Source organism: Sinisalibacter aestuarii (assembly GCF_027923545.1).
GTDB lineage: Bacteria > Pseudomonadota > Alphaproteobacteria > Rhodobacterales > Rhodobacteraceae > Sinisalibacter > Sinisalibacter aestuarii.
In genome coordinates this window covers 140,186-154,734 of the sequence record NZ_BROH01000004.1, presented here as the reverse complement: position 1 = coordinate 154,734, position 14,549 = coordinate 140,186, and the positions used below count along the sequence as shown (strand labels likewise).

Below are 14,549 nucleotides of genomic sequence, written 5' to 3'. Positions count from 1 at the left end.
ACCAGCGCGAAAAAGGAAAACTCATGCTGAACTTCATGATGGGCCGTCAGGCCACCGCCTCCCGCCTCACCCCGCAAGAGGCCGTGGAAAAAGCCAAAAACGGCGAAATCATCGTCGTCGACGTGCGCGACCACAACGAGCTGGCGATGACCGGCAAAGCCGAAGGCGCGGTGCACATTCCGCTCTCGGTGCTGCAGATGCAGGCCAACCCGTCCTCGCCCGATTTCCACCCGGCGCTCGACAATTCCAAGCCCATCGCCGTCTACTGCGCCTCGGGCGCCCGCTCCTCGATGGCCGCCCAGGTGTTCCAGAGCCACGGCTTTGCCGAAGTGCACAATATCGGCGGCCTCGGCCACTGGCAGATGGCCGGCGGCGCGATCGAGCGCGTGTAAGACATTCGAAACGTCCCTCCCGGACGCTCACTTGCCCCGCACTCTCACCTGAGAGCGCGGGGCTTTTTCGTGGGGACAGCCCGGTTTGTTTGAAAGAAACCGGGCCGAAGTCTTTCTAAGACTTCGGTTTCCCGTCAGAAATGGATCGCCCGGCCCCAGGCGTCGAGCACGCTTTCATGCATCATCTCGCTCAGCGTCGGGTGCGGGAAGACCGTCTGCATCAGGTCTTCCTCGGTGGTCTCAAGCTGACGGCCCACCACGTAGCCCTGAATAAGCTCGGTCACCTCCGCCCCCACCATATGCGCGCCGAGCAGCTCGCCGGTTTTCGCGTCGAACACCGTTTTCACGAAGCCCTCCGGCTCGCCCAGCGCAATCGCCTTGCCATTGCCGATGAAGGGGAACTTGCCCACCTTCACCTCGTAGCCCAGCTCCTTGGCTTTCGCCTCGGTATAGCCGACGCTGGCCACCTGCGGATGGCAATAGGTGCAGCCGGCAATGCTTTCGGGGCGCACCGGGTGGGCGTGCTCACCGGCGATCAGCTCGGCCACCATCACGCCTTCATGGCTCGCCTTATGCGCCAGCCAGGGCGCGCCGGCGATATCGCCGATGGCATAGAGCCCCTCCACCCCGGTGCGGCAGAACTCGTCCACCACCACATGGGTGCGGTCGATCTTCACGCCGAGCGCCTCAAGCCCGAGATTCTCGACATTGCCGACGATGCCGACAGCGGAAATCACCGTGTCGAACTCATGGGCTTCGGTCTTGCCGCCCCGCTCGATGCTGGCTTTCACCTTGTCCTTCTGCCGATCGAGGCTCTTGACCGTGGATTTCTCCCAGATCGTCATGCCCTGCTTCTCGAACGCCTTCTTGGCGAAGGCCGAGACCTCCGCGTCTTCCACCGGCAGCACCCGGTCCATCACCTCGACCACCGTAACATCGGCGCCGAGCGTGTTGAAAAAGCTGGCAAATTCGATGCCGATGGCACCCGAGCCGATGACCAGCAGCTTTTTCGGCATATGCGGCGGGTTGAGCGCGTGCTTGTAGGACCAGACCCGCTTGCCATCCGCCTCAAGCCCCGGCAATTCGCGCGCCCGCGCGCCGGTGGCGAGGATGATGTTCTTGGCGCTCAGCTCCTCTGTGCCCTTGTCGGTCTTGACCGAGACCTTGCCCTTGCCCGGCAGCGTCGCCTCGCCCATCACCACGGTGACCTTGTGCTTCTTCAGCAAATGGCCCACGCCCGACGAAAGCTGCTTGGCCACGCCGCGCGAGCGTTTCACCACCGCGTCGAGGTCATAGCCGATCTTGTCGGCGGAGAGGCCGAACTCCTTGGCCCGCTCCATCAGGTGAAACACCTCCGCCGAGCGCAACAGCGCCTTGGTCGGGATGCAGCCCCAGTTGAGGCAGATGCCGCCAAGATGCTCGCGCTCGACCACCGCCGCCTTCAGCCCGAGCTGGGCCGCGCGGATCGCCGCCACATAGCCCCCCGGGCCCGCGCCCACCACGATCACGTCATAGGAATTTCCGGCCATACCTGCCTCCTTGAAAAGTGGTTCGGCATTAAACTACTTTACCGCGCAGTTCAATGTCGCACCGGGATGGCCGTCATCTGCCCGGCGCAAGGCCGCCCGGCCAGGCAAAAGGGGCACAAGAATATCCCACGCCCCAGCCAGGTCCAGCCGCTCCGTGCCTGCGTTCAGGCGCGCATCTCGCGCAGCACCGCGCCGTATCCGCCCTCGCGCTCGAAGGCGATCTCATGCGCCGTATCGGTCCGCGCCAGCGCCGCATTGCGGTAGGGGAAGCGGCCGAAACGGCGGATCACCTCGCGATGAGCCTTGGCGTGGATCAGGTTTTCCTCACCGCTCTGCGGCATCCGGCTGAGCATCAGCCGCACGCAGCGGTCCTGGTCGGTCTGGCTCTCGGAATGCATCAGCGGCAGGTAGAAGAATTGCCGCGCCGGCTCGTCGATCCTCAGATCCCAGCCCTTGTCGATGGCGCATTTCGTGGCCGCGAGCGCCGCGCGGTCCGACGAAAACGCCCGCCCCTCGCCACGAAACATGTTGCGCGGGAACTGGTCGGTCAGGATCAGATAGGCCAGCACGCCGGTCGGATAGGTAAGCCAGAGCGAATAGGCCCCGTCCTGGGCATTGCGCCAGGCCCCTTCAAACCGGTCGCGGATCTGCTGATCCAGCGCCGGATCGGTCGCATACCACCCCTTCGGCCCAACCTCGTCGAGCCAGAACGAGAGAATCTCATCAGGTTGCACCATCACCGCCTCCTTGCCGCATAAGTCCGGGCGATTCGAGCGTTACAAAAGTTTCATATTCGCGCAAGGGAATTTCTGTTTATTGCGCAGCAGAGTCCGCGCCTGTGTCGGGATTGCCCTCTTCGGCGGCTTCCTCAACCGCTTCTGCATACAATTCCTGCGCAATATCCATCACCACCGGCGAGGCGGATGGCAGCACCGCGGCATAGGAATGGGTGTCTTCCACCGGCACCGCCGGACGGCGCGTCATCCGCCACAGGCCGTAGCCGACCAGGATCAGCAGCACCGCGACGAGATAGACGAAAAAGCCGGTCGGCCCGAAGGCGCCCATCGCCCAGCCGGTCACCAGCGGACCGGCCACGGCGCCGACGCCATTGACGAACATCAGGCCCGAGGACGCCGCGGGCATATCGTCGGTCTCCAGAAAGTCGTTGGTATAGGCGATGATCAGCGCATAGAGCGGGTTCGCCGTGCCGCCGATCAGGAAGGCGGCCACGAGCAGCGCGCTGTAATGGCCGGGCATCAGCACCGGCACCAACGCGCCCAGCGCGCCCAGCCCGGCCACCGCGAGAATCAGCCGGCGGCGCTCGATCCGGTCGGACATCCAGCCGATGGGAAACTGCATCACCAGCCCGCCCACATACATCATCGAGATGAACAGCGAGAGCTGCCCCACGCTCAGCCCCGCCGCCGTGCCGAACACCGCAGCCATGCCGAACTGCGCCGAAAACACCGCGCCCATGAGCAGGATGCCCACCACGCCGAGCGGCGAGATCCGGTAAAGCTCCATAAGCGACATCCGCCGGGTGGTGGCGAAGGCCGGCGTCGGGCTGACGCTCAGCAGGATCGGCGCGAAGGCAAGCGAGACCAGCACCGAGGGCAGGATAAACAGCACGAACCCGCCCGGATCGGCCAGCACCACGAGGCCCTGCGCCGCGATGATGCCGATCATCTGCACGATCAGATAGAGCGAGAGCGCCTTGCCCCGGTTCTCGTTCGAGGCGGCGTGGTTCAGCCAGCTCTCGGCGGTCACATAGACGCCCGAGAAGGAAAACCCGATGGCCACGCGCAGCAGCATCCAGGCGACCGGCTCGGTCATCACCGGATAGAGGATCAGCACCGCCGAGATGAACGAGCCGAGCGCGGCAAACACCCGCACATGCCCCACCCGCCGGATCAGCCAGGGCGCGGCCCGGCTGCCGCCGAGAAAGCCCGCGAAATACCCCGCCATAACCAGCGACATCTCGAAGGTGGTGAAGCCTTCGATCTGGCCACGCAGGCCCAGCAGCGTGCCCTGAATGCCGTTGCCGACCATCAGGAGCATCATGCCAAAGAGCAGCGCCCAGGAGCTTTTCAACACATCGAACATGAGGGGAACCTTCGCAATCCCGCCGCGCCATATCAACCGCGCATCCCCCTGTCGCGCGGAAAACGACGTGATGGCGGCAAAAACCGCTCCCCTTCATCTTGCCGGAAATATCCCGGGGGTGTGGGGGCAGCGCCCCCACCCTGCCCGCCGCAGGCGGCGCGTCAGCGCAAAGTCAGAGCGAGGTCACCCAGAGGATCGTCGCATCCTCCTCGCTCACCGAGATCACGTTATGGCCCATCGACGCGTCGTAATAGGCCGAATCGCCCCGGCGCATCTCGACCGGCTCATAGAATTCGGTGATCAGCCGGATCGCCCCGGTGAGCACATAGAGGAATTCCTCGCCGTCATGGCGCACCCAGCCGTCGAATTCGTCGAAGCTGCGTGCCCGCACCCGGGCGCGGTAGGGCAGCATCGCCTTCTTGGTGAGCGCGCCGGCAAGCAATTCATGCTCGTAGGTGGCGGTGGGGTGGGCCTGCCCCTCGCCGGTGCGCGTCACCGTCATCCGGCCCGAGACGCGGTCGTCGCGCGGCGGGGTGAAGAGCTGCGGCACCGAGATTTCGAGCCCCACGGCAAGCTTCTTCAGCGCGTCATAGGTCGGGCTCATCTGGCCGTTCTCGATCTTCGACAGCGTCGAGCGGGCAAGCCCGGCCTGGCTCGCGGCCTGTTCCAGCGTCCAGCCCCGGCTCTTGCGCAGGGCACGCACCCGCTCGCCGAGGTCGAGCGGCTGCGGATCGGGCGCATCGTGATCCGACTGGCGGGCGAGCTTGATGAGGCTCGGCTCCCTGGGGGCGTTGCTGGTCATGCGCTTCCATATACGCCCCGGCGGGCCCCGCGCAACTCCCCGCCCCCCGCTTCACCTTGCCGCGACCGGCGCGCAGGCGGCTTTCCCTGCCCGGCAATCCCGGCTATCTCCCCCATATGGTCAAACTCGTCATCTTTTCCGATCCCGTCTGCCCCTGGTGCTATATCGGCAAGGCCCGGCTCGGCCGCGCCCTGGAGCAGCGGCCCGACCACCCGTTCGAGGTGGAATGGCACCCGTTCATGCTGAACCCCGACATGCCGCGCGCGGGCATGGATCGGCGCAGCTATCTCGAAGCCAAGTTCGGCGGCAAGTCCGGCGCGGTCGATGCCTATATGCCGGTGGTCGAGGAAGCGGCTAGATCCGGCCTCAAGCTCAACCTCGACGCCATCGCCCGCACCCCCAATACGCTCGACGCCCACCGCCTGATCCACTGGGCCGGGATCGAGGGGCGGCAAACGCCGGTCGTCTCGGCGCTGTTCGCCGCCTATTTCGTCGAGGGGCGCGATATCGGCGATGCGGGCGAGCTGGCGGCGATCGCCGAAAGCTGCGGCATGGACGGCGACATGATCGCGCGCCTGCTCGCCTCCGATGCCGATGCCGACGATATCCGCGCCCGCGACGCCGATGCCCGCCGCAAGGGCGTGCGCGCCGTGCCCACCTTCGTGGTCGCCAACCAGGCGGTGGTGCCGGGCGCGCAGCCGGTCGAGCTATGGCTGAACGTGATCGACGAACTCACCGGCCGCGGCGCCGAAGGCCCGGCAGAAGCGCCCGGCGCGGGCCAGACCTGCTGAGCCGGGCCGCATCCGGCGCTCCGGCCAGCCGCGGCACCTGCGATGAACCGCGCCATGGTGCCCGAGGTGGGACTCGAACCCACAAGCTGTTGCCACCGGCGGATTTTGAATCCGCTGCGTCTACCAATCGCACTTTGATTCCAAAGGGTTAACACCCAAGGTTTCTTCGCTGTAGTTGCTACTACGAGTACGACCCTTGGTCGAGTTCTTGATACCGTCCGACTCGGTGAGCCAGCGGTGGGCTGTGTCGCGCACAGTGGTAGCTTGGTGGACTTTGGTTGGCTGTAGAGAAAGCTCCGTACCGGGGGGAACCACTCCTGAGCGTATCGCCCCGATGATTTCCTGCAAGACTTCATCCCGCTTGGAAATCGCCTCGCCCAAATCCTGAGTTCCAAGCCCCCTGATGATCTCCTTTTTCCCGATGACACCTTGGTATTCCTTCGGGACCGAGAATCTAACCGCGTACCCTTTACCGCGTTTCATGAGGTGATCTGGTAGTGAAATATGTGCCAATTTCAGGTTCCTTTCGTCGTTACATTTGACGAAGAAACCGTTTGAAATCAAAGACCTATGGTGCCCGAGGTGGGACTCGAACCCACAAGGTGTTGCCACCGGCGGATTTTGAATCCGCTGCGTCTACCAATTCCGCCACTCGGGCCCGACGCTCCGTCTAGCGCCGGCGCCGGGTGCCGTCAATCTACAGACGATCCGTTCCGAACGTATCGCAGGCGCGCATGTCGCCGGTTTCGTAGCCGCGGGCAAACCAGCTTTGGCGCTGCGCCGAGCTGCCATGGGTGAAGGTATGCGGCATCGGTACCCGGCCGGCATTGCGCTGGAGCGTGTCGTCGCCGATCTGGCGGGCGGCGTTCAGCGCCTCGTCGAGATCGCCGGGCTCCACCGAGCCAAGCGTCTCAGCCGCCTCGCGCGCCCAGATGCCCGAATAGCAATCGGCCTGAAGCTCGATGCGCACCGAGATCGCGTTGCTCTCGGCCTCGCTCACCTGCGCGCGGATCCGGTTGGCCTCGCCGAGAATGCCAAGCTCGTCCTGTACATGATGCGCCACTTCATGCGCCACCACGTAAGCCGCGGCGAAATCGCCATGCGCGCCGAGCTGGCGCTGCATCGTGGTGAAAAAGGCGGTGTCGAGATAGATCTTGCGGTCGCCCGGGCAGTAGAACGGCCCCGTCGCGCCCGATGCCCCGCCACAGGCCGATTGCGTCACGCCCTTGTAAAGCACCAGCGTGACCGGGCTGTACGGCCCATCGACCTGTTCGGAAAAGACCTTGGCCCAGACCTGTTCGGTATCGGCCAGCGTGACCGAAACGAAGTCGCCCGCCTGACGATCGGCCTCGGTCAGCTCCTGCTGCGTGCCGCCACTCAGCCCGCCCTGCCCTTCGAGCAGCGGGGTCACGTCGATCCCGGCGAAATAGCCGATCGCCAGCACGAGCAGCAGACCGATGCCGCCGATCCCGGCAGCCGCCCCGCCGCCGCGGCGGCGATCCTCGATATTCCGGCTGCCCCGGCGCCCTTGCCACTTCATGCCACCCTCCACCTTGCACCCGCCCAGTATACCCTCACAGCCACTTCACGCCACTGTGCACTTGACCCGGCGCGCGCCCCATGCTGCAACGCATCAAAACGGGGCGGGACATGCTGCGCGGGTTGTACGACTGGACGATTTCCCTGGCCGAGAGCCGCTACGCGCTCTGGGCGCTCGCCTTCGTGGCCTTCGTCGAAAGCTCGGTCTTCCCGATCCCGCCCGACGTGATCATGATCCCGATGATCATCGCCGCGCCGCGCCGCGCCTTCCTGATCGCCACGGTGGCGCTGGTGGCCTCGGTCGCCGGCGGGATGCTCGGCTATTACATCGGCTGGGGCCTATTCGAGAGCGTCGGCCAGCCGGTGCTCGACTTCTACGGCAAGACCGATGCGGCGGCGGAGTTTGCCGCCAAATACAACGAATGGGGCGCCTGGGCGGTGCTGATCGCCGGGGTCACCCCCTTCCCCTACAAGGTCATCACCATCCTCTCGGGCTGGACCGGCCTCAGCTTCGGCGTCTTCATGATCGCCTCGATCCTCGCGCGCGGCCTGCGCTTCTTCGTGGTCGCGGCGCTCCTTTGGAAGTTCGGCGAGCCGATCCGCGACTTCATCGAGCGCCGGCTCGGCCTTGTCTTCATTCTGTTCGTCGTGCTTCTGCTCGGCGGCTTCTTCGCGGTGAAATATCTATGACCCGGATTACAACACGCCAGCTCATCCTGACCGCCACGCTCATCTCGGTAGCCTCCGCGCTCGGGGCATGGACCTTTCAGGCGTTCGGCTACGAGCCCTGCAAGCTGTGCTATTACCAGCGCTACCCCCATTACACCGCCGTGGTGATCGGGGTGATCGCGCTGGCGACGCGCTGGACCTGGCTGGCCTGGCTCGGCGCGCTGGCCGCCGCCACCACCTCGGCGATCGGTTTCTATCACAGCGGGGTGGAGCGCAAATGGTGGGAGGGGCCGGCCTCCTGCACCGGCGGGGGCGACATTTCGGGCCTGTCGCCAAGCGAATTGCTCAACCAGATCAACGCCGCCCCCCTCGTGCGCTGCGACGAGATCCCGTGGCGGCTGTCGGACATGATCCCGTGGGATGCACTCGATTTCACGATGGCCAATTTCAACGCCGTCGGCGCGCTGGTCACGGCGCTGATCTGGATCGCCGCCGCACGCCGGGGCTGAGCGAACGGCGTCGTTCCGGGTGGGGTGTGTTTGCGACGGATGCCGGGTGCCTGCTGCAAAGGCACGGCATGAGGTGGCGCAGCGCGCTCACGATCCGACGCCAGAGTTCTAGAGTTCTAGAGTTCTAGAGTTCTAGAGTTCTAGAGTTCTAGAGTTCTAGAGTTCTAGAGTTCTAGAGTTCTAGAGTTCTAGAGTTCTAGAGTTCTAGAGTTCTAGAGTCGCAACATTCCAAATTAAAATCAATTCCTTACAGGAAATTACTCGTTAGATGTCCGTTCATCTCTTCGTACATGGCGAGCGCCACCCCCCTAAGCGCGGTCGCGCAGCAACTGGCGCAGCATCCCGTGCAGCCGTTGAACATCGGATTTGGTCAAGCCCAGCCGCACCCACATATTGCGCAGCACCAGCTTCATCCCAGCCGCCTTCGTTTCGGGAAAGAAGAAGCCGGCGCGCTCAAGCTCGGCCTCGAAATGGTCGCCCAGCTTTTCCACCTCGATGGCCGAAGCAAACTCGGTGTTGGCCAGCACTTCATGCGCCACCTCACCCCCCTGCCGGCGCCATTCATAGGCCATGAGCAGCACCGACTGGGCGAGGTTGAGCGAGAAGAATTCCGGGTTGACCGGCACCGTCACGATGGCATTGGCGCGCGCCACGTCATCGTTCTCCAGCCCCGCCCGCTCGGGGCCGAAGAGAATGGCCACCTTCCGGCCCGCCGCCTGCAGTGCGCGGGCCTGTTCCATCGCCCGCTCGGGGCTGAGCACCGGCTTGGCCAGCTCGCGCCCGCGCGCGGTGGTGGCGAAGACATAGTCGCAATCGGCCAGCGCCCCGGCGAGGTCGTCGAACACCCCAGCCGCGTCCAGCACCCGCCCCGCGCCCGAGGCCATCGCCACCGCGTTCGGGTTCGGCCAGCCATCGCGCGGCGCGACGAGGCGCATCCGGTCGAGCCCGAAATTCAGCATCGCCCGCGCCGCCGCGCCGATATTCTCGCCCATCTGCGGGCGCACGAGCACGATGGCGGGCAGCGGCCCCTCTGCGGTGTCGATCATGAAATTTCCCCCGTTTCGCGGCGGTGTGATACGCTGGGGCCACAGGGGATGGCAAGGGAGGGGGCCTTGGCCTACGATGAAGGGCTCGCTGAAATCCTGCGCGAAGAACTCGCGGGGATGCCGGGGATCGGCGAAAAGCGCATGTTTGGCGGAATCGCCTTCATGCTGAACGGCAATATGCTCTGCGGCGTGCATCCCGGCGGCGGCATGTTTCGCGTCGGCAAGGACAACGAGGAATTCGCCCTCGCCGTGCCCGGGGTCAGGCCGATGGCCTTCACCGGGCGGCCGATGGGCGGCTTCGTCGAGATCGACGACGAGAACCTGGCCGACGACACCTGCCGGCGGCGGGTGATGGCGCTGGCGCTCGACTTCGTGCAGAGCCTGCCCGCAAAGTAGCCAAGGGGCGGAAAACCCGCTATGCAGCGCCTCGAATCCCCGAGGACAAATCATGGCCGACCAAGACCTTCCGCAGCTCTACCTCGTCACCCCGCCCGCGCTGGATCCGGACACCTTCCCCGACACGCTGGCGCGCTGCCTCGACGCGGTGGAGATCGCCTGTATCCGGCTCGACCTCGCCACCCGTGACGAAGACAGCATCGCCCGCGCGGCGGATGCGGTGCGCGAGGTGGCCCATGCCCGCGATATCGCCATTGTTGTGGCCGATCACGTGTTGCTGGTGGAGCGCCTTGGCCTCGATGGCGTGCATTTCACCGATGGCGCGCGCCATGTCCGCAAGACCCGCAAGGATCTCGGGGCCGATGCCATCGTCGGCGCCTTTTGCGGCGCCTCCCGCCATGACGGGATGAATGCCGGCGAGATGGGGGCGGATTACGTCACCTTCGGCCCGGTCGGCGCCTCAAGCCTGGGCGATGGCACGGTGGCGGAGTTCGAGCTGTTCGAATGGTGGAGCCAGATGATCGAGGTTCCGGTGGTGGCCGAGGGCGGCTTCAGCGAAGAGCGCGTGCGCGCGCTCACGCCGGTGGCCGATTTTCTCTCATTCGGCGAGGAAGTCTGGCGCGAGGCCGACCCGGCGGCAGCCCTCGCCCGGCTCGCCGCCGCGCGCGGCTGAGCCGGCGGCAGGCCCAAAGGAAGCGGGGGCCGTGCGCCCCCGGTTTCGTTTACGGCCCCGGCACGAGGGCAGCCGCAACCCCAGCATCTCCAGAAATCCGGTTTTCCGGTTTTCCGGTTTTCCGGTTTTCCGGTTTTCCGGTTTTCCGGTGAAAAACTGAATCTAGCCCCGGCCCGTCAACGGGTTTTCAGCCACCGCCCCGAAAACCCGCAGCCCAAACATGCCAAAACACAGGCAGAACGCGCCGCCCGCTACTCCGCCGCCTTCGCCAGTTCCAGATCCAGCGGATCGCGGACCACCCGTTCGCAATAGGCCGCCAGCGCCTTGCGGTCCTCGAATTCCGAGACCTGCACCGGCTCGTGGTAGACCAGTTCCACCTCGCCATTCCGCGCCTCGGCCAGAACTTTCAGCAAATGCGGCCCCATCGGCTGTGAGCCCCACCAGCCGTAAAAGCGCGCATCGCGCCCCGCCGGCGCCCGGTAAAGCACGGTCACCGGCTGGATATGCATGAAGCTGCGCAGGCCCTCATCGAAGAAGGCGGCGAAGAGCGTGGTCTTGAACGGCAGCACCCGGCGCGAATCCGTCGAGGTGCCCTCGGGGAAGAACAACAGCTTGTGCCCCGCCCCCAGCCGCTCGCGAAACAGCCGCACCTGCGCGCCCGCCTCGCGCCGGTCGCGGTTGATGAAGACCGTGCCCGTCGCCTTCGCCAGCCACGACACGCCCGGCCAGCCCGCCACCTCGGCCTTGGCCACGAAATAGACCCGCTTGCGCGCGTTCAGCACGAAAATATCGAGCCACGAGGCATGGTTGGCCACCACCGCGCCCTTGCGCCGGGTCATCTGCTCGCCCGACAGGCGCAGTTTCAGGCCGAGAATCCGCAGGGTGAGCGTGCAGACGGCCTGGGTAATCCACGGCGTCACCGGGCGGTTCACGCCGAATACCGGCTTTTCGATCAGCCGCAGGAACAGCATCAGCACCAGCCCGCTGAGGATCACCACAAGGATCAGCACCCCGCGCAGCACCGCCCGCAGCCAGCCGAGCGGCGTGATCCGCACCTGTTCCGGCGTGCTGCCATCGTTCCAGACCACGCTCACCCGACCGCTCCCCGTTCATAGATCGCGCGCACCTTCCCGGGCACCTGGGCGATATCGACAACGATGCAGACATCGGTGGTGTTGAACGGCAGGTCGATATAGGCGCCCTCGCCCACATAGCCGCCGAGCCGCAGGTAGGATTTGATCAGCGCCGGCACCGCGCGCATCGCCGCCACCCGGTCGATCTCGTCCTCCGCCATCAGGTCCATCCGCCGGAAATGCGCGGGCCGCGCCCGCACCCGCAGCGGCTCCGGCGCCAGGTGGCGGTGATGCAGGAGCGAAAGCGTCGGCGCCAGCGGGCCGATCTCGGTGCCATGGAACGAGGCCACGCCGAACATCACCTCGATGCCGTGGGTCTCGACATAGGCCAGCAGCCCCTGCCACAGCGCCATCAGCGCCGCGCCGCCCCGGTAATCGGGGTGAACGCAGGAGCGCCCGAGTTCCAGCAGCGTGCGGCCCGAGGCCTTGAGCACGTCGATATCGTATTCGTCCTCGGAATAGAAATTCGTGCCCGGCGCCAGCATGTCGCTGCGCATCAGCCGGTAGGCCCCGACCGCGGGCGCACCGGGGCGGGCCTTGTCGAACAGCAGCAGATGATCGTAGACGGGATCGAAGGCATCGCGCTCCAGCCGCGCGCCATGGTCCACCAGCGGCCCGTCGCTGCCCAGCTCTTCCACGAACACCTCGTAGCGCAGCCGTTGCGCGGCGCGGAGATCCTCCGCCCCCTGCGCCAGCCTCAGCTCGAAATCGGGACAATGCGCCGTCATGCTACCCTTGGGTTTCCTCGCGGCGTTCTAGGGCGCGGGGCCGGGTTTGGCAACTCCGCGCGCCGCTTGTTTCGCCCATAGGTTGTGCTACACTGGCCGCATGTTCGTCTTACCAGTTTCCCGCCCCGTTCGCGGCGCGTCACGGCTCGATCACAAGGTCCAGCTCGACGCGCGAAATGTCGATCACCCGCTTGCCGGCATGTTCGAAATTCACCGTCACCTTGCCGCCGATATTGCTCTGCACCTGCCCCAGCCCCCAATCGGGCTGGCCGGGGTGGCGCACAAGGGCGCCGGGTTCGAGAAGCGCGCTCATGCCGCTCATATCTGTCCTCCTCCTGCCGCCGGGGCCGGCGCATGAGCGCCCGCCCGCCTGTGCCCGATCTGGTTGCGCTGGTCGGCTCGCGCATCGCCCACGATCTCGCCAGCCCGATCGGCGCGATCGCCAATGGGGTCGAGCTGCTCGGCCTGACCGGCCCCGCCGACAGCCCGGAACTGGCGCTCATTGCCGCGAGCGTGGAGAATGCGAGCGCCCGGATCAAGGCCTTTCGCCTCGCCTTCGGCGCCGCCGCGCCCGGCCAGACCGTCACCGAAGCCGACATGCTTGCCCTCGCCACAGCGGGCGAGCGCAAGCTCACGCTCGACTGGCAGCCCGAGGGCGATGTGCCGCGCGCCGAGGCCAAGCTCGCCCTGCTGGCCCTCATGTGCCTTGAAACGGCGATGCCCTGGGGCGGCACCGCGCGGGCGAACCGGCAGGGCGCGCATTGGCGCATCACCGCCACTGCCGACCGGCTGAAGATCGACCCGCCGCTCTGGAATGCGCTCGATGGCGCAGCGCTGCCCGAAGGTCTCGCCGCCGCACAGGTGCATTTCGCCTTCTCCTCGCCGAGACGGCGGCGCAGGCGCGCCAGCTTCACGTCACCCGCGGCGAGGTGGCCATCAGCATCGGCTTCTGACCTCAGGGCCGCACCGTGCCATCGCCCTCGACGATATACTTGAACGAGGTGAGCTGCTCCGCCCCGACCGGCCCGCGCGCATGCATCTTGCCGGTGGCGATGCCGATCTCGGCCCCCATGCCGAACTCGCCGCCATCGGCGAACTGGGTCGAGGCGTTACGCATCAGGATAGCGCTGTCGATCCGCTCGAAAAACCGCTGCGCGGCGGCATCGTCTTCGGTCAGGATCGCCTCGGTATGATGCGAGGAATTGCGGTTGATATGGGCAATCGCGCCATCGACATCGTCAACGAGTTTCGCCGCGATATCCATGTCGAGATATTCGCGGCCCCAATCCTCCTCGGTCGCCGCGACTGTGCCGGTCAGCCCCGGCCCCACATGCACCCGCACGCCCGCCGCCATCAGATCGTCGATCACCGACTGGCCGAGTGCTGCGGCCTCCCTGTGGATCAGCAGGCATTCCGCCGCGCCGCAAATGCCCGGGCGCCTCGTCTTGGCATTCAGCACCACCGCACGGGTCTTGGCCGCATCGGCGGCCTTGTCGATGAACACATGCACGATGCCCTCGAGATGCGCAAAGACCGGCACCCGCGCCTCGCGCTGCACCAGCCCCACCAGCCCCTTGCCGCCGCGCGGCACGATCACATCGACATAATCGACCATGTGCAGAAGCTCCGTCACCGCCGCCCGGTCGCGGGTGGGGATGAGCTGGATCGCGTCTTCCGGCAGGCCTGCGGATTTCAGGCCATCGACAAGGCAGGCATGGATCGCCTGGCTCGAGTGAAAGCTCTCCGAGCCGCCGCGCAGGATCACCGCATTGCCCGCCTTCAGCGTCAGCGCCCCGGCATCGGCGGTCACGTTCGGGCGGCTTTCGTAGATCACCCCGATCACGCCAAGCGGGGTGCGCACGCGCTTGATGTGCAACCCATTGGGCCGATCCCATTCCGCCGTCACCTGGCCGACCGGATCGGGAAACCCCGCCACCGCCCGCAGCCCGTCGACGATGCCCTGTATCCGGCCCTCATCGAGCGCGAGCCGGTCCATCATCGCCGGGCTCAGCCCCTTCTCGCGGCCATAATCGAGATCCTTCGCGTTTGCGGCGATGATCTCGCCACGCCGCGCCCAGACGGCCTCCGCCGCCGCCATCAGCGCCGCCTCCTTCGCCGCCCCCGGCGCGAAGGCCAGCTCCGCCGCCGCCGCTTTCGCCCGTTTGCCGATGTCCTGCATCAGCGCATGAATATCCGCCTGGTCTTTCATCACCTCATCCTCCGCCACCCAGTCTGCCAG

At 66.0% G+C, this 14,549-nt stretch carries 18 protein-coding genes and 1 tRNA gene; 7 read left to right on the top strand and 12 right to left on the bottom strand.

Annotated features, from left to right (window positions below; translation table 11 throughout):
• The first annotated feature begins 23 nt into the window (after positions 1–23).
• Positions 24–392 carry a rhodanese-like domain-containing protein gene (locus QMG28_RS09165; RefSeq protein WP_281841929.1) on the top strand — a complete coding sequence of 123 codons (369 nt, stop codon included), beginning with the start codon at positions 24–26 and terminating at the stop codon, positions 390–392.
• Positions 393–526: 134 nt separating this feature from the next.
• On the opposite strand, the gene lpdA is transcribed toward QMG28_RS09165, so the two are convergent.
• The 4 genes from lpdA to QMG28_RS09145 all read right to left on the bottom strand — a co-directional run bounded on the left by lpdA (position 527) and on the right by QMG28_RS09145 (position 4,826).
• Positions 527–1,921 carry a dihydrolipoyl dehydrogenase gene (gene lpdA, locus QMG28_RS09160; protein ID WP_281841928.1) on the bottom strand — a complete coding sequence of 465 codons (1,395 nt, stop codon included), beginning with the start codon at positions 1,919–1,921 and terminating at the stop codon, positions 527–529.
• A 164-nt stretch (positions 1,922–2,085) separates the two neighbouring features.
• Positions 2,086–2,658 carry a DUF924 family protein gene (locus QMG28_RS09155; RefSeq protein WP_281841927.1) on the bottom strand — a complete coding sequence of 191 codons (573 nt, stop codon included), beginning with the start codon at positions 2,656–2,658 and terminating at the stop codon, positions 2,086–2,088.
• A 76-nt stretch (positions 2,659–2,734) separates the two neighbouring features.
• Positions 2,735–4,024, bottom strand: coding sequence for an MFS transporter (locus QMG28_RS09150; protein WP_281841926.1), 1,290 nt, complete (start codon positions 4,022–4,024; stop codon positions 2,735–2,737).
• 172 nt (positions 4,025–4,196) lie between these two features.
• Positions 4,197–4,826 (bottom strand): helix-turn-helix domain-containing protein, encoded by a 630-nt coding sequence (locus QMG28_RS09145; RefSeq protein WP_281841924.1) that lies wholly within the window; start codon positions 4,824–4,826, stop codon positions 4,197–4,199.
• A 116-nt stretch (positions 4,827–4,942) separates the two neighbouring features.
• On the opposite strand from QMG28_RS09145, the gene QMG28_RS09140 reads away from it, so the two are divergent.
• Positions 4,943–5,617: a DsbA family oxidoreductase gene (locus tag QMG28_RS09140; RefSeq protein WP_281841923.1), complete on the top strand. Its 675-nt coding sequence runs from the start codon at positions 4,943–4,945 to the stop codon at positions 5,615–5,617.
• 120 nt (positions 5,618–5,737) lie between these two features.
• Here QMG28_RS09140 and QMG28_RS09135 read toward each other — a convergent pair whose 3' ends face one another.
• The 3 genes from QMG28_RS09135 to ypfJ form a co-directional block, all read right to left on the bottom strand.
• Positions 5,738–6,100 (bottom strand): DUF6538 domain-containing protein, encoded by a 363-nt coding sequence (locus tag QMG28_RS09135; RefSeq protein ID WP_281841922.1) that lies wholly within the window; start codon positions 6,098–6,100, stop codon positions 5,738–5,740.
• 88 nt (positions 6,101–6,188) lie between these two features.
• Positions 6,189–6,275 (bottom strand) — tRNA-Leu (locus tag QMG28_RS09130).
• A 39-nt stretch (positions 6,276–6,314) separates the two neighbouring features.
• A complete protein-coding gene (gene ypfJ / locus QMG28_RS09125) occupies positions 6,315–7,157 on the bottom strand; it encodes a KPN_02809 family neutral zinc metallopeptidase (protein ID WP_281841921.1) in 843 nt (280 codons plus the stop codon).
• A 110-nt stretch (positions 7,158–7,267) separates the two neighbouring features.
• Between ypfJ and QMG28_RS09120 the strand changes: the two genes are divergently transcribed.
• Together QMG28_RS09120 and QMG28_RS09115 are read left to right on the top strand one after the other, a co-directional pair.
• Positions 7,268–7,846 (top strand): YqaA family protein, encoded by a 579-nt coding sequence (locus QMG28_RS09120; protein WP_281842048.1) that lies wholly within the window; start codon positions 7,268–7,270, stop codon positions 7,844–7,846.
• A complete protein-coding gene (locus QMG28_RS09115) occupies positions 7,843–8,334 on the top strand; it encodes a disulfide bond formation protein B (RefSeq protein ID WP_281841920.1) in 492 nt (163 codons plus the stop codon). Before QMG28_RS09120 ends, QMG28_RS09115 begins: the two co-directional genes overlap by 4 nt.
• 308 nt (positions 8,335–8,642) lie before the next feature.
• On the opposite strand, the gene QMG28_RS09110 is transcribed toward QMG28_RS09115, so the two are convergent.
• Positions 8,643–9,380, bottom strand: coding sequence for an RNA methyltransferase (locus QMG28_RS09110; protein ID WP_281841919.1), 738 nt, complete (start codon positions 9,378–9,380; stop codon positions 8,643–8,645).
• Positions 9,381–9,446: 66 nt separating this feature from the next.
• On the opposite strand from QMG28_RS09110, the gene QMG28_RS09105 reads away from it, so the two are divergent.
• Together QMG28_RS09105 and QMG28_RS09100 are read left to right on the top strand one after the other, a co-directional pair.
• Positions 9,447–9,776: a TfoX/Sxy family protein gene (locus QMG28_RS09105; RefSeq protein ID WP_281841917.1), complete on the top strand. Its 330-nt coding sequence runs from the start codon at positions 9,447–9,449 to the stop codon at positions 9,774–9,776.
• Between the two features lie 52 nt (positions 9,777–9,828).
• Entirely contained in the window at positions 9,829–10,449 is a 621-nt protein-coding gene (locus QMG28_RS09100) for a thiamine phosphate synthase (RefSeq protein ID WP_281841916.1), read from the top strand.
• Between the two features lie 251 nt (positions 10,450–10,700).
• Here QMG28_RS09100 and olsA read toward each other — a convergent pair whose 3' ends face one another.
• From olsA to QMG28_RS09085, 3 genes are all read right to left on the bottom strand, one after another.
• Complete coding sequence (gene olsA, locus QMG28_RS09095; protein ID WP_281841915.1) at positions 10,701–11,543, bottom strand: lyso-ornithine lipid O-acyltransferase; 843 nt, start codon at positions 11,541–11,543, stop codon at positions 10,701–10,703.
• Entirely contained in the window at positions 11,540–12,310 is a 771-nt protein-coding gene (gene olsB / locus QMG28_RS09090; RefSeq protein WP_281841914.1) for an L-ornithine N(alpha)-acyltransferase, read from the bottom strand. The genes olsA and olsB overlap by 4 nt, the downstream gene beginning before the upstream one ends.
• A 139-nt stretch (positions 12,311–12,449) precedes the next feature.
• Positions 12,450–12,623, bottom strand: coding sequence for a DUF3553 domain-containing protein (locus tag QMG28_RS09085; RefSeq protein WP_281842046.1), 174 nt, complete (start codon positions 12,621–12,623; stop codon positions 12,450–12,452).
• Between the two features lie 41 nt (positions 12,624–12,664).
• Between QMG28_RS09085 and QMG28_RS09080 the strand changes: the two genes are divergently transcribed.
• Positions 12,665–13,306, top strand: a complete 642-nt coding sequence (locus tag QMG28_RS09080; protein ID WP_281841912.1) for a histidine phosphotransferase family protein — start codon at positions 12,665–12,667, stop codon at positions 13,304–13,306.
• Here the strand turns inward: QMG28_RS09080 and QMG28_RS09075 are convergent.
• Positions 13,266–14,519 carry a glutamate-5-semialdehyde dehydrogenase gene (locus QMG28_RS09075; protein WP_281841911.1) on the bottom strand — a complete coding sequence of 418 codons (1,254 nt, stop codon included), beginning with the start codon at positions 14,517–14,519 and terminating at the stop codon, positions 13,266–13,268. The genes QMG28_RS09080 and QMG28_RS09075 overlap by 41 nt on opposite strands.
• Positions 14,520–14,549 lie beyond the last annotated feature (30 nt).